Source organism: Megasphaera sp. UBA4382, assembly GCF_002391155.1.
In the GTDB taxonomy this organism is placed as follows: Bacteria; Bacillota; Negativicutes; order Veillonellales; family Megasphaeraceae; genus Megasphaera; species Megasphaera hexanoica.
In genome coordinates, this window is record NZ_DGRS01000039.1 from 1 (window position 1) to 19,840 (window position 19,840).

A 19,840-nucleotide genomic window follows, 5' to 3' on the forward strand; every position below is an offset into this window, starting at 1 on the left:
GATGCGGCATATCATATGCTTCGACGTACCCAGGATGAGAAGCCGCGGCGGCTGGATCGTAAAGAGTGCCTTGCGGACGGCTTCAGCATGGGCCGGGTCGAGGAAAATAGCCCGGCGCACGGCCTGCATGCGGTTCGTTTCCTCCTTGGCAGACTGGCCGGCGACGATGCGGTTCTGATAAATGAGCAGGCCGTCATCGATGATACAGTCGATATTCCTTTCGTGCGCCACGACCAGGGCATGATAACTCTTCCCTGTCCCGCTGGCACCGATAAAGCCGGTAATATGCATCATTCCTCATCCTTTCTTTCTGCCTGCCATGACATAGACTGCCATGCCGCTTCCCGGTCTTATGGCCGATAGGCCAGCAGCCCGTGCACGTACGATTCATCTACGGCATAGGACCCGACCGTTTCCGGGAACCGGCCCGGTACGCCATGGAAATCGGAACCGCCGCTCACCAGCCAGTGATGCTCCCGGGCGATGCGCAGGAATTCGTCACAGCGGCCGCGGTTATTGGGGTGATAGACTTCCAGCCCGTCAAAGGGAAAGGCCAGGACCCGGGACAAGGTCCGCTTCAACAGTCCCGGATGGGCCAGGAAAGCCAGCCCTCCTGCCGTATGGATCAGGTCGATACAGGCATCGACGGTCAGGCGGTGATACGGCACGTAGGCCGGGCCGCCGCGGTACAGTATCGTATCGAATACGGATTTCACATCGGGGAAATACCCTTTGGCGACGAGCATGCGGGCAATATGCGGCCGGCCTACGGTCCCGCCTTTGGCCAGCATCCCTTCTATCTGGCCGCGGTCGATGTCATAGCCGAGGGATACACACCGGTCGGCGATCTCCAGAGCCCGGTTCAGACGGCGCTGTTTGAATTGCCGGCAATACTCCGTCAGCTCTTTCTGATCCGGCCGGATATAGTAGCCCAGGACATGGACATCTTCCCCATCATAATCACTGCTCATTTCAATGGCCGGGATGACCCGTATGCCCGGTGCAAAAGAATGACCGGAGTAAGCAGCCACCGTATCGTGGTCGGAAATGGCCATGACCGAAAGGCCGGCCTCTGCTGCCATCTTCGTCAGCTGTTCCGGCGTATACAGGCCGTCAGAACAGGTCGTATGCATATGCAGATCTACATTCATGACGACTGGCCCCCTTTGAGCCATTCCAGGACCGTCTTGATGCCCGTCCCGGTCGCGCCCATATAGCCCAGATCATCTTTCTTTTCCAGGAATGCCGTCCCGGCGATATCGAAATGGATCCACGGCGTCCCTTCCCGGATGAACTGACGGATAAACAGGCCGGCCGTAATGGCTCCGGCTTCGGGACCGCCGACGTTCTTCAAATCGGCAATATCGCTCTGGAGCTGCTTTTCATATTCCCGGTCCGCCGGGAACTGCCATACCTTTTCATGGACCCGTTCCGCCATAGTGAAAATGCGGTTCATCCATTCCTGGTCGTTGCCGATCATGCCGCTGCGCACCGTACCGAGAGCCGTCACACAGGCTCCCGTCAACGTAGCGAAATCGATGATCCGCGTCGCCCCTTTATCCTGGGCATAGGCTACGGCATCGGCCAGGACCAGCCGGCCTTCGGCATCGGTATTCTTGACTTCCACGGTCTTGCCATTGTACATGGTAATGACATCATCGACGCGGTAGGACATGCCCGACGGGATATTTTCCGCCAGAGGCATGACGGCCAGCACATTGACGGGATACTTGAGGAGCATCAGCGCCCGGATGACGCCCAGGACCGCTGCGGCTCCTGCCATATCGTTTTTCATGAACTCCAGATTGGCGTGGGACTTGAGAGACAGGCCGCCGCTGTCATAGAGAATTCCCTTTCCGACCAGCCCCAGCACATCCTTACTGTCCGGATCGCCCTGGTACAGAACCGACACCAGCTGCGGCGGATTCATACTGCCCTTGCCGACCGCTACGATGCCGCCCATATGGCGCTTTTCCAGATTCCACTTGTTGAGCGATTCGACGTGGATATTTTCGCCCTTGCACAACTCCTGTACCGAATCGGCAAACTTCCGCGGCGTCAGGTCATTAGACGGCATATTCGTCAGATCCCGGGCCAGATAAATCCCTTCATAAACCGACGAATACACATAGCAGAGCGTATTCAATTCCTTAATCTGCAGGCTCGCCGTGATGAGATTGATATTCTTGACCAGATTGGGCGACGCCTGGGTCTTGTACTGGATAAATTCATAATTCTGGTACAACAGTCCGTCGATGAGCGATGGAATATCCATTTCCAGCGTATCGATCAAAAGAGCCAGCTCCCGGACCTTCTCCTTCCGCGCAGCCTGCAAAATCTGGCGGCCCACCCGGAAATCCTCATACGTCGCATACTGTACCGGTTTATTGTCCAGCCCTACCAGGAGATACGTATGTACCTTGCTGCCACTGGCACAATGATACACATAAAGCGAAGTATAATCCAATATATCAGGCCGCTCCTCAACAAATACCTTCAGGGCCTTTACATCCTCCTTGGGTACCCGCTGCAGGGCTTTCATCTTCTTATCGACGCCAATGACCAGCATGTCAAAGCTGCCGTTGCCGTTGCAAGTAATCATCTGTGTCCCCTCACTTCCAAACTCTTTTCATACAATTTTAGTATATCAGAAAAGACTAAAATTGTCTCTTATTTTAATAAGTTCTATAGAAAGCCCGGCAACACGAACCCAACCAGCCACCGGGCCCCTGGCTGGTGACATTGCGGGAACGGCTCCGTTCCGGTGCGGTCATCATGGACCGTGACGGATGGCGTGCGTACCTGTTGCGTCCGGCGCGCTGTTTTGTCTGAGCAAAGCGAGTTTCAACGCGCCAGCAACGGGCACGCACGGCAAGGGCCGTGGAGCTTCCGAACCTGACAGGGCCCCGGTGGCAGGCAGGCTCTTATCCAGCAGCTACAACTCAGCAGGCCTCGTCTGCATTTGTACTGGCAGGGCCCGATAGAACATGATAGAATAGAGAGAAACGAAAAAAACGAAAAGAATCGATAGGAGCCTGAACATGAATCTAGACGGTATTACCCTGCATAGCATCACAAACGAACTCATCTCCCTCCTTCAGGGAGGTGCCATATCCAAAATTTACCAGCTCGACGCCCGGTCCCTGTATTTCCGCGTCTTCAACGACAAAGGCATCCACCACCTGGTCATCACCCTCGACGACGCACCGCGCCTCTATATATCCCAGACCATGCCGCCGACGCCGGACACCCCGACAGGACTGTGCATGTTCCTGCGCAAATACTATGAAAACGGCCGCATCGCCTCCATCAGCCAGCTCCACCTGGACCGCCTCATCGACATCGACGTCGATGTCCTGGACATCTCCGGCCGCCTGGTGACCCGCAAAATCCACGTCGAACTCATGGGCAAATACAGCAACGTCATCTTTACGGAAAACGGCATCATCATCGAAGCCCTCATCAAGACCGGCAAAGGAAAAAACGCCGTCCGCACCATTGCCCCCAAAGAACCGTACGAATTCCCGCCCAATTTCCAGCGCATGGACCCTTTCGCCTTTACGCCGGCCGAACTCCGGGAAATGCTCGACATGGAAAGCAGCGAACCCCTGTACCAGTGGATGCTCAAACGCTTCAACGGCATGAGCACCATCGTCCTCGACGAACTGGCCTTCCGCACAGACATCGACAAAAACACCCCCGTATCGGACCTGACGGGAACACAGAAAGACGCCTGGTGCAATGCTATCGTTTCCTTTGGAAATGAACTTCAGGGCGTAAGCGGTGCCTACGTCTACACCGTCCGGGGCAAGGAAATCCTCTTCCCCATCCTCCTTTGCAGCCTGGCCCAGTATCCGCGCCGCCACTTCGACCTCATCGAAGAATACCTGAGCGACTATCAGACGGCCCACCGCAGCCTGAGCGGGGAACAGGAACAACTCCAGAAAAAAGTAGGCAAACTCATTGAAAAACAGAAGCGGAAAATCAAGCGCATCGCCGCTGAAATGAAAGAAACATCCAAGATGGACACGTACAAACACTACGGCGACCTGCTCATGATCTACGCCTACGAAAAACACGACCACGAAAAATCCGTGACCCTGCCGGACATCCTGACACCGGAGCAGGCTCCGGTCACCATTTCCCTCGATCCGGCCTACTCCATGACGGACAACGCCAACCGCTACTACAAGCGCTATACCAAGATGCGCAACCGCATCCAGAAATCGGGGGAACTGCACGAAGAAAACGCCCGCTATCTCAATTATCTCTACTCCCTGGAATACGCCCTGGAAAATGCCAGTACGAAATCGGAAATCACCGATATTAAAGTAGAAATGCGCCAGATGGGACTCATCAAGTCCTCTTCCAAGGACAAGCTGCGCCGCGAATTTTCCCAGGATATCCTCACCGTCCGCGTAGACGGCCTCGACATCTGGATTGGCCGCAACAACCGGCAGAACGATTTCCTGACCCTCAAAAAAGCCCATCCCTACGACCTGTGGTTCCACGTAAAGAACCGTCCCGGCTCCCACGTCATCCTGGCCTGCCACAACGCACAGCCGACCAATACCCAGCTGACCGCCGCAGCCGAACTGGCCGCCTGGTACAGCAAAGCCCGTCAGGACAGCAAGGTCGAAGTAGACTGCACCCTCGTCCGCAATGTAAAGAAACCGGCCCACGCCGTACCGGGCTACGTCGTATTCGAAGGGCAGACGACCTATAACGTACAACCGAAAAAATGGGAATAATCCCGGCATACCCGTACCAATGAAAAAGGCGCTGACCGTGAGGCAGCGCCTTTTCTTTATGATTCTTATGATTCTTTCAACTCTTCCAGTTCGCACCAGCGTTCCGTCAGTTCATCCACTTTGGCCTTTGTCTCTTCCTGTTCCTTCAACAGGCTCTCTACCGTTTCATAATCGCTGCCAGCGGCTGCAATAGCGGCGTTGAGCCCTTTGAGCAGCCCTTCATAACGGGGCAGGTCCTGGGTGATCTGCTCCAGCTCCTGTTCCTGCCGTGACGTCAGACCTTTTCTGACTGGTGCCGGCTCTGGCGGTGCTTCTTTGCCCCGGCTGTCCCCACTATCGCGGGAAAGAGCATCTTTTTTCGGCTCTTTCTGACGGAGCATCTCTTCCAGATATTCGCTGTAATCGCCGTAATAGCGGCTCCACGTACCGTCTTTGAGGACGAACAGCTTGTCGGCCACGCGGTCGAGGAAATAGCGGTCATGGGATACGACGAGGACGACGCCCTGATACGTATCGAGGTACTGCTCCAGTACGGTCAGGGTCGGGATGTCCAGGTCATTCGTCGGTTCATCCAGGAGGAGCACATTGGGCTGGTCCATGAGCAGGCGCAGCAGATAGAGACGGCGCCGTTCACCGCCGCTGAGCTTATAAATATAGGTATACTGCATGTCTTCCGTGAACAGGAACTGTTCCAGCAGGCGCGATGCCGAAATGTGTTCGCCGAACTGATTGACTACGTAATGGCCGTGTTCCTGGACGTAATCGATGACCCGCTGGGATTCGTCAAATTCCGGGAGCTGCTGTGTAAAAAATCCAAATCGTACGGTCTGGCCGATGGTAATCGTACCCGAAACGGGCGGCAGCTGGCCGGCGATGACCCGGAGCAGCGTCGATTTGCCGACGCCGTTTTCCCCGATGATGCCGATGCGGTCGTGTTTGACGACGTGATAGGTCACGTGGGAAAAAAGGGGCGCCTTGCCCGGATAAGAAAAGGCCACGTCATCCATGTCGATAATGGTCTTGCCCAGACGGACCGACGTATCGAAGATTTCCACATTATCGAGGGGCTTGCCGTTTTCCATGGCGCACAAGGCTTCATAGCGGTCACGCCGTGCCTTCTGCTTGGTCGAGCGTGCCTGGGCGCCGCGGCGGATCCAGGCCGTTTCCCGGCGGATGAGGTTGCGCCGCTTGGCCGCTTCCGCTTCCTCCCGTTCCAGCCGGGCCTGGCGCTGTTCGAGGTAGGCTGCATAATTGCCACTATACGTATAGACTTTTCCCCGGTCGAGTTCCAGCATCGATCCTGCGACGCGGTCGAGGAAATAGCGGTCATGGGTACTCAGGAGCAGGGCGGACTTACTGTCGTGGAGATAGTCTTCCAGCCAGCAGATAGTCCGGTCGTCCAGGTGGTTCGTCGGTTCATCCATGATGAGCAGGTCGCAGGGCAGGATCAGCGCCCGGGCCAGGCCGAGCCGTTTCCGCTGCCCGCCGGACAAGGTATCGACGGACTGGGACAAATCGGAAATCCCCAGTTTCTGGAGTACCACTTTGGCATGCTGCTCCAACTCCCAGGCCTGCTTTTCGTCCATTTCCCCGGTCAGTTTCAGCACGGCTTCATCATCGTCTTCTTCGACGGCCGCTTCGTAACGGCGCAGGACATCCATGACTGGCAGGTCGCCGTCAAGAACGCTTTCCAGTACGCTGCGGCCCGGCTGGAACTGCGGCTCCTGGGGAAGATAATGGATGCGCGCCTTGGGATTGCGCCAGATTTCCCCTGTATCCGCCTCGGCCAGGCCGGCAATGATTTTGAGCAGCGTCGTCTTGCCTGCCCCGTTCAGGCCGATGAGGCCCAGTTTCTGACCGCCATCGATGGAAAAAGTCACATCATCAAATAACACGCGCGTGCCATACGATTTGGCCACGCCTTCTACGGTTAATATATTCATCATCAGTCATCCTTTTATTTCAGTTTCTCCTCCATTATAAAGGGCTGGAAAAGAAAAAGCCAGACTTCTTCAAACATCAAACTTCAAACTGCCTTTTCTCTCCCTTCCCACTAACCACTCCCCATCATCCTTTCCCTTCCTGAAAAGTATTGCCATATGTTGACATATGCGGTAAAATAAAATAATCTATGGTATTGCATTTTTTTACAAAGGAGTTTTCATTCATGTTTCAGACAAATATTGTCGTTTTGAGCGCCTTTGCCCTCTATCTCCTGGCCATGCTGTCCATCGGTGTCTACTACTCCCGGTCCCAGCAGCGCCTCAGTGACTATATTCTGGGCGGACGCAGTCTCGGCCCGTGGATTACTTCCATGAGTGCCGAAGCCTCGGATATGAGCGGCTGGATGCTCATGGGCCTGCCCGGTTTTGCTTATGCCATCGGTATTTCCGCATTCTGGACGGCCTTTGGTCTCTGTCTGGGGACCTTCCTCAACTGGCACTTCGTATCGCGCAGACTGCGTAATTATACAGAAGTGGCCAACAACAGCCTCACCATGCCGGACTACCTGAAAAACCGGTTCCATGATGAAAAGAATATCATCCGCCTCATTTCTGCCATCTTCATCCTCATCTTCTTCCTGATCTACACGTCATCGGGATTCGTCGCCGGCGGCAAGCTGTTCCAGACTGTCTTTGGCCTGGACTACTTCCACGCCCTGCTGATTGGGGCCGGCGTAGTCGTCGTCTATACCTTCCTGGGCGGTTTCATGGCCGTCTGCTGGACGGACTTCATCCAGGGCTGCATGATGTTCCTGGCCATCGTCCTGGTCCCCGTCGTAGGCGTCATCAGCTACGGCGGCCTGGGGCCCGTACTGGACCGGGTCGCTACTGATTCGCCACAGCTGCTCCAGCTCGTACCGGACACCAGCATGACCGGCATCATCGCCATCATCTCGGCCATCGGCTGGGGCGTCGGCTACTTCGGCCAGCCCCACATTCTGGTGCGCTTCATGGCCATCGGAGACCCCATGGAACTGAAAAAAGCCAAACACATCGCCATGACCTGGGTCATCATTTCCCTGGCCGCAGCCGTATTCGTCGGCCTCGTCGGCAAAGTCGTCCTGCAGACGCCGCTTGTCGGAGCCGATTCGGAAAAAGTCTTCCTCATCATGAGTCAGGAACTCTTCCCGCCTTTCCTGTCGGGCCTCATCTGGTCTGCCGTCCTGGCCGCCATCATGAGCACGGCCTCGTCCCAGCTTCTGGTCACGGCATCGGCTATTTCCAAAGACATGTACCACACGTTCATCAACACCAAAGCCAGTGACAAAGAACTGATCTACGTCAGCCGTTTCACCGTCCTCGTCGTGGCGGCACTGGCTATCTACCTGGCCCTCGACCCCAATAACTATATCCTGACCATGGTAGCCTACGCCTGGGCCGGATTCGGGGCAGCTTTCGGTCCCTGCATCCTCCTGTCTCTGTTCTGGAAACGGATGACCAAAAACGGGGCCCTGGCCGGCATCATCGTCGGCGGCCTCACGGTCCTCATCTGGAAACAGTTCGCCTGGTTCGGCCTCTATGAAATCGTGCCGGGCTTCATCTTCTCCCTGGTGGCCATCTATCTGGTCAGCAAATGGGACGCACCGCCCAGTGCCGAAATCCAGGCTGAATTCGACCGGGCCGTCAGCCTGAAACAGAAAATCACCGTACTCAAAAATGAAGACGAATAATAGGTAGCAAAAAGGACTGTCGCATGAAGACAGTCCTTTTTTTAGTGGCTGATTCAATCCAGTACGCGCAGGTCCGCTTCGTCCTGACGGACGATTTGTTTCAACTGTTCCACCAGCTGCTTCAAATCCTGCACGCTCCGGCCGGCGAAGTTCTTTTCGACGAAATCCCGTTTGGCTTCTGTCTGGGTAGCCTGGCAAATTTCTTCCAGATACGTTTTCAAGGCTGGAAGCAGCGTCGCTCCCGTCTTGTCCCGTACCATGCCCAGTACTTCCCGTACCTGCTGGCGCTGCTGTGTCTTGACCTTCCTGCTCCTGGCATAGCCCGTGACCAGCCCGACGGCGGCCCCGGCCAGGAGGACCGGCGGCATGATAGTGCTCACGGCCGCTCCCAGTGTGACATGGGCCGCAGCCGGCGCGACGACAGCCGAATAGATGGACAGGGCACCTCCGGCAGCCCCGGCGGCCAGGACGGAATTTTTCACCGATTCCATGCCGGTATTTTCCTGCATCGAAAGGGAAAGCCGCGCCATTTCCATCTGGTTCTTTTCCTGCTCCTGTTCATACATGCGCGACAATTCGGCATCAATCCCCGAAAGCCGTCCCTGCCAGTCCGATCGTATCGTTTCCGACAACTGCTGCAGATACCCCTCTATTTCACTGCGGATCCGTTCCTGGGACAGGACCTGACGCAGCATCTGCTGGAACTCGTCCTGGGACGAACTGCTGAAGGCATTGCCCGACCCGATCTGGCTGTACAGGGCCCCTTCCGCCCGGCTCAGGAACGTATGCTGCAGCCACTCTCTCGTCTGGCTCAGCGCCTTTTCGGACAGCATCTTCCCGTTGTACTGGATCTGCTCATCCAGTTCCATATACGTGTGGAGCTTCCGTTCAATCTGATCCAATGCCTGGCGGTGCAGGAGTTTCATCTTATCCTCCAGTACCCGTGCCGATTTCATGATACTGTCCAGCTGCACATCATCGACATGGCGTTCGATGTGCTCGTCCAGATACGTATACAGATCGGTAAACCCCGATTCGTCCTGGAGCTGCTGGTCGGCCTGCATGACCCCTTCGTAGGCCTTGCGGGCCGACAGGGGGAAAATCTCTTCCAGATAGATTCCCAGCGAGTCATCGAGATAATCGACCAGATCCTGCGGGTCGCCGTCTACCTGATCGATGCGGTTGATGACCGCCACGATAGGCTTGCCCATCTGGGCCACCTGGCGTACCCGTTCATTGACATCGCTCTGGCCCAGATAATTGCCATTGAATACCCAGAGGACCACATCGACGGACTGGAAATAGTCAGTCGTGCGCGATTCATTGGCCGTCGTAATCGTTTCCAGCCCCGGCGTGTCGATGAGGCAGATATGGCGCAGGCCCTGCAGGTTCCGGCCGACTTCCACATAATCGCAGTGACCGAAGAAATCCTGATCGTTGTGATGCTCTTCTAACAGGCCGTATATGTCGCTCACAGACCCTTCTCGTTCTGTCCCGTCCCGGAAATGCAGGACGGCCTTTTCTTCCGGCGAATAGGCAATCTTCATGATGCACGCCGTCGTTTCCGTCGCATCCGTCGGCGAAATGTCACCCCCGGCAAAAGCGTTGATCAACGTCGATTTCCCCGCTTTGACCTCGCCGATGATGGCGGCATGGAGCGGCTGTTCGACTTTGGCCCGCAGCAGCTGCAGGTCGCGGTACACCGGGTACAGGCCGGGAAAAGCTTCGTCACCGAACAGGGGCGACTGCTCAGCCCGGGCCAGCAGCCCGTCTATATAAGTTCTAACGTCCATGAAATCCTCCTAATGAGAAAAAATAATGTCCTGGACCCGGAGCGGTATCACCTGCAGCCGGCCCAGGCCGTCCAGTTTCTGGAGATGCTCCATGACGGTCTGTGTCTGATCTGACGGCCCGTAGAGCTCGGCATACGTCGATTCCCGCAGAGAATCGATGGAACCTCCCGACTTTTCGATATAATCCTGGTACTCCCTTTCCAGCTTCTTCCGGACATCGGCCATCTGGTCTTCAAACCGCCTCTGTATCTTATCGGCCATACTGGAACCAAACGTACGGGACAGGAATTTGGCCACGCTTTTGCCAATATCCGTCGCTGCCAGTCCGGCAAAGATAAGCCCTACGGGGCCGAGCAGTGCCGCCGCCCCGATGGCCAGGGCTCCTCCCAGGGCCAGCTGGGCACTGCCCTGACCGCTCAAATCATCGGACAGATTGGCCCTGCCGATGACGCCCTGCTGATTGAGGCAGACGGTCATTTCATCCTCCTTCAGAGAGGGAAATTCCTTGAAAGGCGCTTTTTGCAGATGACGGCGGTAGAGGTCCATGAGCTGGCGGCTATGGGCCTCTACCAACTCATGGAGGCGCCGTTCCAGCGATTCCGGGCAGATGATCTGTTCCAGGATATACTCGTTGCGGTAATCCGTCTCCATATCCCAGAGCTCATCTTCCACACGGCCCGCTTCCCGATGGATGCGCTTCGCTTCCTGGTCCTGGAACGTCTCCAGATCCTGCTTCAGCCGGTCCAGGATTTCCGACGAATCCTTGTTCCAGGCAGCGATCTTCGCCTCCCGCTGACCGCTCACTTCGGCGAGGAGCAAAGAGGCCTGCCCCGCCTCCTGGCGGATGTGATCCAACAAATCGCGGCAGCCGCGGAGCTTGCTGCGGATCTGGATGTCCAGGGCGTCGGCAAAGAGCGTCCGGTTCAACAACTGCAGGAGAGCCGGCAGATTGCTTCGTTCCAGCAGGGCTTCCGCTTCCTGCCGCTCTGTTTTGCTGATACCGTCCTGATGCAGCATATCTTCCGCCTGCCGGGCTTCCCTGGCCGAAATAGGGACGATTTCCGTGAACAAGTCCCCATAGAACCGCCGTGCTTCCGCCAGCACATCGTCTGGATTCTGGCCGTTCTGCCGCACGATATCCATGCGGTTGACGACGGCAATGATGTTATCGGGATGCTTTTCATATTTCTCACAAAGCCGGCGCAGCTCCGTATGGTCGCCGGCACTGGCAATCTTATCCCCCGGCAGGATCCAGATGACGCCATCGGCCTTGGAGAAATATTCTTCCGCGCTGGCAACGATCATATCGTCCAGTTCCTGCCTGAGGCCCGGCGTATCGACGAGGCGGTAATGGCTCAGGATATCACTGTGGCCGACCGGCCAGGACGCTTCGATGACCTGCGACTGGTACAGGCCGTACTTGCGCAGTTCCCGCTGCTTTTCTTCCAGTACTTCGAGGGGCACTTTTTTCTTCTTGAACTCCCGCAGTTCCTGACGGATCGCCCGTTCCGAATCTTTCCGCTTCTGTTCTTCCCCTTCGATATATGCCTGGGCTTCGCCGGCGGTCATCGACCGGCAGGACCCGTCTTTGAAGGTGAGCGTACAAGAGGCATCCAAGTCCGCATCATGGAACACATCGATTTTCCACGTCTTCGGCAGGAAATCCTCTGCCGCCGCCTGCTGGCCCAACAGGGCATTGATCAGCGTCGATTTCCCGTTCTTGCCACTTCCCATGACAAAAAGCATAAAATTCTCATTCAGCCGTTCCGCCAGCTGATGAATGGCCGTACACGTTTCCTCTATGACCTGGATATAATCGTGGAGCCGGACAGTCTTTGCGCCACAAGCCGTATGGATGGCCTCCAGCTCGCGGGTGATATCGTCGAGATGAGCCAGCATCTGCTGCTGGACATGCCGGCGGATACGCTGATTATACCCGTCTTCCACATCATCATAGAGGGACTGCACCGCGGCAAACGTATCCTTAGAAATCATCACTTATCCCCCTATGATGCCTTTTATGGTATACCCGGCCAGAGCCGCCAGTATGACGAAATTGATGCCGGCCAGCACCTTGAGTGTCGTCAATTTAGAAGAAAGGGCCGCATCATATGCCGCCAGCGTTTTCACCTGTTCCAGATGCTCTGCATTGATCTTTTTCTCCATGTCAAGCGAATGATGGAATACCAGCTTTACACCCTGCCGGATATCATCCAGTTCTTTCTTCTGTTCCTCGCCCTGATGCTGCAAAGACTTCACGTTTTCTATGCGCCGTTTCTCTGACTGCTGCAGCCATCGGGAAACCATATCATTGCGGTTCCCTATCTCTTTCAGCAGCTCTGACTGCTGTTCCTGCCAGGAACTGATAAAATCAGCAAAACGCTGCATATTATCCAGAGCATGCTGGGAAACATCAGCATACATCGCCTCTGCCTTTTCTATATCCTTCACCAGCCTGGGCGAATCCTTCTTCAGCGCCTGCAGCGACTCGTTCAGCTCTTTTACAGAAGCCAGTGCCGAATCGCGCACCACCGACTCCGTTATCTCCTTCGTCACCGATGAAATGACCTTCGTAAACTCCTGTTCCAGCTCTTTGGACACGACTATCACCTTTCTTCACCCCGGCACGCAGCGGCCGGGTAATATATATCCATATTATACATCAAACTGCTGTAAGGATGAAGCCTGTAATTTATATCGCAAAAAGCCCATGGATATACAATCATACGTGTGTATTGCACATCCACGGGCTTACATACAGAATTTTTATATTATTTTTGCTGACGGTCTGCAAAAAATTCACTGACAGACGTCACAATTTCTACGGTGTTTTTCTGTGCCTTGGTACATGAACTAACAACTACAAAAATAATGAAAGCTGCAATCAGTCCCCATAAACCACCCATAATGCCTAATGGGCTTTTTATGAAGAACGTCGTGATAACCATGATTGTTTCACCAATCAGGATACTGCTTAAAGCTGCTTCTTTCGTTGACTTTTTCCAGAAAACGCCACCGAGCATGGCAGGTGCCAGCGCCGCAACGCCGCCATTAGACAAAGCCAAAATATTTGCCAAAATGCCTGGACGGCTTAATGCGACGATGACGGATAATAAACCGAAAAACAGAATTGCCATTTTTGCTACTTTGTATTGCTGATAATCCGAGGCGTTTTTATTGATGTATGGCTTATATACATCTGTAGAAATCATCGTACTGACAGCATGCAGCTGCGATTCTCCTGTAGACATAGATGCCGCCAGTGCACCGGCTATGACCAGTGCAGCAAAAACAATCGGAGTATATTGCAACAGTAATTCCGGGAAAACTGTATCCGGAGTTTTCAATCCAGGAAGGAGCAAATTCCCTGCCATGCCGACAGCTGGCAAAAACACATAAATAGAAGTCAGATAAATAGAAGAAAAAATGGATGACCATTTCAGGACGCGTAATGATTTTCCTGAAAAGAATCGTAAAGTAATGTGAGGAAACATCATCATACCAATCGTAATAACCGTCCATCGTGATACCCAGTCAGCTGGAGTTACTACTCCTTTAGGACCAGGAAGTGTAAATAACGCCGGCATAGATTCCCAAACCGCCTGATATGCCTGATCCAGGCTCCCGTATGTTACAGATATGATCCAATACGAGCCGATGACCATACCAATCCACATAAATACACCTTGTGCAGCATCTGTCCATGCGACACCTTTCATACCACCAAGCCACACGAGGATGATCATTAACCCGAAGAAAATAAAGGTCCCTACAGAGTAACTTAACATCCCTCCACTAATCGTCTGAAAAATATACCCGGATCCAATAGCCTGCATGGCAACATAGGGTACGGTGAAAACCAGAGTAATGACCGTAACGATGACGCCCAGCCACTTTGTCTGATAAACATCTGTCATGTACTGCGCCATAGATAAATATCCGCGTGTTTTACCAAGAAGCCAAAAACGTCTACCAATGACCCAGAAAAGGATACCGGGAAAAACAGTCCAGATGCCGTTTTCCCACCAACCTACGCCGTTTTGATAGATAAATCCACCGGCACCGAGAAATGCGTACGCACTATGATACGTCGCACTAAAAGTAAGAGTCAGGACGAATATTCCCAATGAACTACTGGCAGTTGTAAAATCCTTAATATTTTTTTCACTCTTTCGGGAAGCATACCAGGCAATCCCTAAAAGAGTAAGCGTATATAGCGCTAATATGATTAAACCAATATTCATTACAATCACATCCTTTCCCTCATCAATAATCTTTATACACCCGTTTCCAACTTTCGATGGTAAATGCACCAGCTATAAATGCAAGAATGCCAGTAACATACCAGAAATCGAGCCATACAAGTAAGGTTGGCCAACCAAAAACAAACGGATGAAGTTTCGCATAATCGCTGACATAATAGACAACAGGTGGATTTACCATAATCAATACGAGAATAAATACACCATATATGAGTTTTGAACAGGAAAAATTTTTCATAACAATTTCCCCCTTCCCGTCCTTACTGCCCCTGCAATTCTTCAATGACAGTAATTAAATGCTTCATCAGGTGTTCATGATATATCTTTCCTTTTTCTGCACTGGCTTTTGTCGGTTCCCCTGTCGTACCACCGGCTATCTTCGCATTTTTCTCAGCACTTTGATATTTACTGGGAACGTAACATAGTGTGTCATGAGTATAAGCAGGATCTACGGAATATAGCGGAACCTCCTTGATCGGATTATCTTTAGCCAGTTCCATATGTACCAGTTCGGGATGAATATACAACATATGTGAAGTTTCTGCTTCTTCAGCATGTCCTACAGGTCCAAAGCCTAAGGATGCTGCAATATCTTTAGACATATAGGCCGGGTCAAAAATTTTAACGGTAACATCTAATTCCCGCTGTACCTTTTCACCAAGCAGCTGCATCCAAATTACATTAACAATACGATGTCCATTGATTAACACAAATTTTGTTATTCCATGATGTTTTAGAGACGCAATGACATCATAGGTCAGAGCAATCATCGTTTCTGCTTTAATCGTAATCGTACCTGGAAGCACCATGTGATGGGGACTCCAGCCAAACCAGATAGGAGGCACTAACAAGGCATTTGTTTTTTGACAAGCTTCTTCAGCCAGTGCAATAGCAACGTAACTATCTGTCCCCACAGGAAGATGATAACTATGCTGTTCTACACTTCCAATGGATAATACTGCTACACCTTTACTTTGTTCAATCGCTTCTTTTGCTTCTTTCCATGTTTTTGTCTGTAACCAAGTATTCATCTTTGAGTTCCTCCTTGTTTATTTTGTGAATATGCTATATTATATAGTAAAAATTAAAAAGTGTATGTGTTGTAGAACACATTTTTCTATTATTATGAGACAAGATGAATACGTTTTTTCCAAGTAAAGCTATTTATAACTCATATAGGACCGTATTATTAAAGGCTTTTTCCCAATCAGGGGCCAAATTCACTCTACCCAAAGGGGCATTGATTTCATGTGACGAAGGAACGAATAATTATGTATACTTGATATGTTCCGGATGTATTTCACATAGTTTTGTTGATGAAAATGGAAACGTCCGGATTCTTCTTTTGTTATCAACGGGTGATGTATTCGGTGAAATCACATTATTGCAAGAAGATGAGGATAAGGTAATCACAACTGCCATTACCCCCGTCATTTTAAAACGAATCAACAAAATCGAATTTTTTGATATTTTAAAAATAAATCCAGCATATACAAAGGCTATTATGCAACTGCATTCTACAAAAATCCGGATTTTGATGGCTCAAATAAAAGATACTGCATACTGTAATATCTCACAGCGTCTATATAATTTACTACTTCGGCTGGCACATCAACATGGGACTTCCGTACCTTCTGGCATACGCATAAAATATCCGTTTACTCATGAAGATTTTTCACAAATGTTGGGCTCTACCCGCAGTACCATCACAAGGGAACTATCAAAACTGGAAAAAGAAGGTAAAATTTGCAAAGTCCACCGGCACATCATCGTTATGCACTGTAAATAAAAGGAAGCACGAATATGATACTCATGCGCATCATATTCGTGCTTCACTTTATGCTTTGCAAATATCTGGTTTATTTTCATTTCCCACAGTAGTCACAAATTTTACTGACGCATGCATCGAGCTCCTTTTCTACATCACTGGCCCAGAACCGCAGTACCAGCCAGCCCATACTGGTCAATGCATCATTCACTTCTTTGTCCCGTTCCACATTGCGCGCCAGCTTTTTCTGCCAATACTGAGGGTTGCTTTTCACCTGTTCCCCCGGGTACTCCTGATGTCCCCGGGCATGCCAGAAATCTCCATCTACAAATACGGCAATATGACATCGCGTGATAGCAATATCAGGCTTCCCCGGCAGCTCCTTATAATTCTTGCGGTACCGTATGCCACGATGCCAAAGAGCTTTCCGCAGCAGAACTTCGGCTTGGGTATTTTCCGCCCGGATATGAGACATATTTTTATGACGCTGTTCCTTAGTCATATCGTCCATAGCAGTCTTCTCATCCTTTATTCATCAGCATCTGCTACATCATAATAAATGGCATCATCAGGGAATTTAATATTAGGAACCCATATTTTTTGACCATCCCATCCTTTGCTGCCCGTCATTTTATAAACGGTCAGTACCACTTTATCGGTAATATTTTTTCCAATGTTCCAATCATTAGGAGACAACAATGCCCCCGATCCTTTTTTTATATCACGATTCCGCCGTACAATGAGATTTGCCTGAACACCTGGATTTTTAGCAATGTACATGTTGATAATTGACATAAATGCTTTTAATGGAAATTCCGGTTCGGTTTGTATATGTTCTAAAACCCGCTTAATAATCTGCATAGAAACTTGATATTTCTCTACATGATCATCGAATGGCTGTAATAACGTATCCAATTCTTCAATAGAATCATTAACGGGATCAAACGGAAAATAATTCGTTCCGCCCGACACGGCAAATACATACCGTTTATCCAGTACTTCTTTTCGTGTCGGACTCAATTCTTCAGGATAATACATTTTAACATTTTCAATACCGCGTTCTATTTGTGCAATTATCGCATTATTAGTTGCATTAATATCACAAAAGAGCTTATACAAACGATTATCTAAATAGAGTTCAATGAGTCCTGGATCACGATCATATCCAAACATGCGGCTATGCTGCCACATCGTGTCAGCCTGCGGCTTTTTAGCCGTTCGTGTATAAAAAATAGTATGAAGCCCGCTAAATGTAACACCCCGGCCAAGGGTATTTCCCCCAATGAGAATATTAGATCCTGATGCATACTCTTCAGCACGAACTTCATGTTTGCCATTCATAATAAGAATTTTAATTTCTTTATTTTCAAGGAGTTCCCAAACACCTTGTTTAATCTGACCAAAAGGCAGCAACATATGCTTTTGAGGATGAAGTCTGTTATAAGCCTCTCTTAATAAATTTTGTATGCTTTCTGATTCAAAATCAGTATGAATCTCATGGAGTATATTCTCTATTTCCTTTTTGTATTTATTATGTATATTCATCCGAACGCTGGGATGAATCATAAAATTAGCCGCTGGTACACCCGATTTTAAAAGCTGTATAGATACCGCGAGATGATGAAAGACCGCTTGACGCAAAGGTTCATCCATATCATCAATCAGGCGTATACAACTTCTTCCAGATTCAGAGAAAAAGAAATCGCCGCCCAAATATCCCTTGCCCGGTTTAAAATAATACGTAAAATACGGGCGGAATCCACTCATAATCGTTTGTAAAAAAATAGCCTGTGGTGTTCCAGTTACTTGTAAATAAATACTGCTCGAAGCCTCACTCTTTATATAATCTAAATACCGGTTAATACTTGACTGCCTGCTGCTATTAACCAGCGTATTCAACGAAGCGGCGTCCGCTTCATCATCTAAAATAAACAAAGGATTACCGATCATAAATGACGTTGAACGCATAATATTAGCCCACTGTCTCAAAACACGGTAATTCTTTTTAAGCACAATGATAACTGGTTTAACAAGGGCATTTTCGGTGAATTTCATGGCGTCATTTTCTCCACAAATACAAAAATGCCCTAAATCATTTTCTACCCGTTGTAAAGTCTGCTGCTGCAATGCAACGTTATCCGTTGTCAGCAGTAAGAAGGCAGCAAATCCCTGATCTGCCGCTTCGCAGATAATGCCAAACATCTGCGCAGTTTTACCCGATTGTACATTACCAAAAAGCAATCCTATTTTATGACTGACATAATCAAAGTCAGCAAGATATTTTTGACCTACCTCTGCTGCTGTCTTTTCAATTGTTTTTGCCAATCCTTCATTTCCGCGTTCCCGGATTGTATCCGTATAAGCTTTAAGATAATTCATTTATCTTTTTCCTCCTCAGGGGAAGATTCATTATCTTTTACAGATATAAAAGATAATGTCCAAACAGGTAATTCTGTCCCATCTTCGTCTATTGCCTTTTGATCTGTTTTAGAGAACACCAAGCTGTCAGCTCCATAGGCATCCAGCATTTCGCGGGTAATCATACCCCTATACTTTGTATCTTTACCTGTATCATTAACAGGAGTAACAAGACCGGCAGCCGCTAAACGGCCTTTCAGCCATCGCCCCATAATCAGCTCATCCCCTACAGCACTAAACTGCTTATTTCCATCACTCGTTGTATGAGCTTTAAACCAATACCCATCATCAGTTACGACAAAAAAAGGATGATTTTTTTCTGGATATCCTTCCTGCTGGCGAACTGCCGTACTAACTGTCAGCTGAGTTTCATACCAATCACGATTTTTACGGGCAGACCGGGGAGCTGCATAACAGACATTAATATTTGATTTTGTAAATTTCGCCGTTTTTGTTCCATGAAGCTGGTCGTATTCAATATCTTCTTTTGAAGGAACTTTTAAAGGTAGTTTAAATATATTGCCCACGCGATGTTTCTGATATAATTCAACACTTTTATCAGGTACTTCATGTACCAATTCAACACCTGAAAGCGATGTATTTACTTCCCGAATCAATTTTATGGAATGGCTGTCTATATCTGCCAAATTTCTCGAACATACCGGACTGCTCAATGAATTTACAAAATCTGCAATTTCCTGAACTTCTTCCAAATCTCTAGTTTCTGCTGATATTTCATACTGACGCCGGTTTACAGCCTCCAGCTTTAATGCCCCCAAATTATGCGATCCAATAAAGGCACAGAACGGTTGGTCTGCACGATAAAAGACATAAAGCTTTCCATGATATTTAAAAGGGCGTACCAGACGTATTTCTCCGATTCCTTCTTCCTGCCATCGTTTATTTACATCTACGGCTGTATGATAGGTACTTTCAGAAATGCCTTCTATCATATACATGCCCATATTCAGACGGACATATTGTATTTTCATTTCATGAACCAACTGATCAAGTTCCAAAAGAGAACCTTTAGAAACATATCCTACTGCAATATCTAATTTATCAGCTTCCTGAGAAGCTGTGCGAAACCCGTCAATAAACGTTTCCTGTCCTTCTTTTATACGAAGCGGAGGTATATTGGAATATAGAATCCGCATACACATCACCAACCATTA

At 50.2% G+C, this 19,840-nt stretch carries 15 protein-coding genes and 1 pseudogene; 3 read left to right on the forward strand and 13 right to left on the reverse strand.

Features of this window, described 5'->3' with window-relative positions; all coding sequences use genetic code 11:
- The 3 genes and pseudogenes from B4H10_RS04270 to B4H10_RS04280 all read right to left on the reverse strand — a co-directional run.
- Positions 1-291 (reverse strand): annotated as a pseudogene (locus B4H10_RS04270) (hypothetical protein); the annotation flags it as partial.
- 59 nt (positions 292-350) lie between these two features.
- Positions 351-1,151 carry a PHP domain-containing protein gene (locus B4H10_RS04275; protein ID WP_292018248.1) on the reverse strand — a complete coding sequence of 267 codons (801 nt, stop codon included), beginning with the start codon at positions 1,149-1,151 and terminating at the stop codon, positions 351-353.
- Positions 1,148-2,602 (reverse strand): leucyl aminopeptidase family protein, encoded by a 1,455-nt coding sequence (locus B4H10_RS04280; protein ID WP_292018249.1) that lies wholly within the window; start codon positions 2,600-2,602, stop codon positions 1,148-1,150. Before B4H10_RS04280 ends, B4H10_RS04275 begins: the two co-directional genes overlap by 4 nt.
- A 439-nt stretch (positions 2,603-3,041) precedes the next feature.
- On the opposite strand from B4H10_RS04280, the gene B4H10_RS04285 reads away from it, so the two are divergent.
- Positions 3,042-4,751 carry an Rqc2 family fibronectin-binding protein gene (locus B4H10_RS04285; protein ID WP_292018250.1) on the forward strand — a complete coding sequence of 570 codons (1,710 nt, stop codon included), beginning with the start codon at positions 3,042-3,044 and terminating at the stop codon, positions 4,749-4,751.
- Positions 4,752-4,816: 65 nt separating this feature from the next.
- On the opposite strand, the gene B4H10_RS04290 is transcribed toward B4H10_RS04285, so the two are convergent.
- Positions 4,817-6,694, reverse strand: a complete 1,878-nt coding sequence (locus B4H10_RS04290) for an ABC-F family ATP-binding cassette domain-containing protein (RefSeq protein WP_292018268.1) — start codon at positions 6,692-6,694, stop codon at positions 4,817-4,819.
- 224 nt (positions 6,695-6,918) lie between these two features.
- On the opposite strand from B4H10_RS04290, the gene putP reads away from it, so the two are divergent.
- Positions 6,919-8,424 (forward strand): sodium/proline symporter PutP, encoded by a 1,506-nt coding sequence (putP, locus tag B4H10_RS04295; RefSeq protein WP_072235716.1) that lies wholly within the window; start codon positions 6,919-6,921, stop codon positions 8,422-8,424.
- A gap of 53 nt (positions 8,425-8,477) precedes the next feature.
- Here putP and B4H10_RS04300 read toward each other — a convergent pair whose 3' ends face one another.
- The 6 genes from B4H10_RS04300 to B4H10_RS04325 form a co-directional block, all read right to left on the reverse strand.
- A complete protein-coding gene (locus tag B4H10_RS04300) occupies positions 8,478-10,217 on the reverse strand; it encodes a dynamin family protein (protein WP_292018251.1) in 1,740 nt (579 codons plus the stop codon).
- A 9-nt stretch (positions 10,218-10,226) separates the two neighbouring features.
- The gene (locus B4H10_RS04305) at positions 10,227-12,212 is read right to left on the reverse strand and encodes a dynamin family protein (protein WP_170087911.1); all 1,986 of its coding nucleotides are present in this window, start codon (positions 12,210-12,212) and stop codon (positions 10,227-10,229) included.
- A 3-nt stretch (positions 12,213-12,215) separates the two neighbouring features.
- The gene (locus B4H10_RS04310; protein ID WP_150824586.1) at positions 12,216-12,827 is read right to left on the reverse strand and encodes a hypothetical protein; all 612 of its coding nucleotides are present in this window, start codon (positions 12,825-12,827) and stop codon (positions 12,216-12,218) included.
- Between the two features lie 161 nt (positions 12,828-12,988).
- Positions 12,989-14,461 carry a sodium:solute symporter family protein gene (locus tag B4H10_RS04315; protein WP_113855837.1) on the reverse strand — a complete coding sequence of 491 codons (1,473 nt, stop codon included), beginning with the start codon at positions 14,459-14,461 and terminating at the stop codon, positions 12,989-12,991.
- A gap of 22 nt (positions 14,462-14,483) precedes the next feature.
- Positions 14,484-14,717 carry a hypothetical protein gene (locus tag B4H10_RS04320; protein WP_113855836.1) on the reverse strand — a complete coding sequence of 78 codons (234 nt, stop codon included), beginning with the start codon at positions 14,715-14,717 and terminating at the stop codon, positions 14,484-14,486.
- Between the two features lie 22 nt (positions 14,718-14,739).
- Positions 14,740-15,510: a creatininase family protein gene (locus B4H10_RS04325; protein WP_113855835.1), complete on the reverse strand. Its 771-nt coding sequence runs from the start codon at positions 15,508-15,510 to the stop codon at positions 14,740-14,742.
- Between the two features lie 104 nt (positions 15,511-15,614).
- Here B4H10_RS04325 and B4H10_RS04330 point away from each other — a divergent pair, with 104 nt between their 5' ends.
- Complete coding sequence (locus tag B4H10_RS04330; RefSeq protein ID WP_292018252.1) at positions 15,615-16,268, forward strand: Crp/Fnr family transcriptional regulator; 654 nt, start codon at positions 15,615-15,617, stop codon at positions 16,266-16,268.
- Positions 16,269-16,344: 76 nt separating this feature from the next.
- Here B4H10_RS04330 and B4H10_RS04335 read toward each other — a convergent pair whose 3' ends face one another.
- The 3 genes from B4H10_RS04335 to B4H10_RS04345 are packed head-to-tail and all read right to left on the reverse strand — an operon-like array spanning position 16,345 to position 19,822.
- On the reverse strand, positions 16,345-16,758 hold the full coding sequence (locus B4H10_RS04335) for a very short patch repair endonuclease (protein ID WP_292018253.1): 414 nt from the start codon (positions 16,756-16,758) through the stop codon (positions 16,345-16,347).
- Between the two features lie 17 nt (positions 16,759-16,775).
- Complete coding sequence (locus B4H10_RS04340; protein ID WP_292018254.1) at positions 16,776-18,626, reverse strand: Z1 domain-containing protein; 1,851 nt, start codon at positions 18,624-18,626, stop codon at positions 16,776-16,778.
- Complete coding sequence (locus B4H10_RS04345; RefSeq protein ID WP_292018255.1) at positions 18,623-19,822, reverse strand: restriction endonuclease PLD domain-containing protein; 1,200 nt, start codon at positions 19,820-19,822, stop codon at positions 18,623-18,625. Before B4H10_RS04345 ends, B4H10_RS04340 begins: the two co-directional genes overlap by 4 nt.
- Positions 19,823-19,840 lie beyond the last annotated feature (18 nt).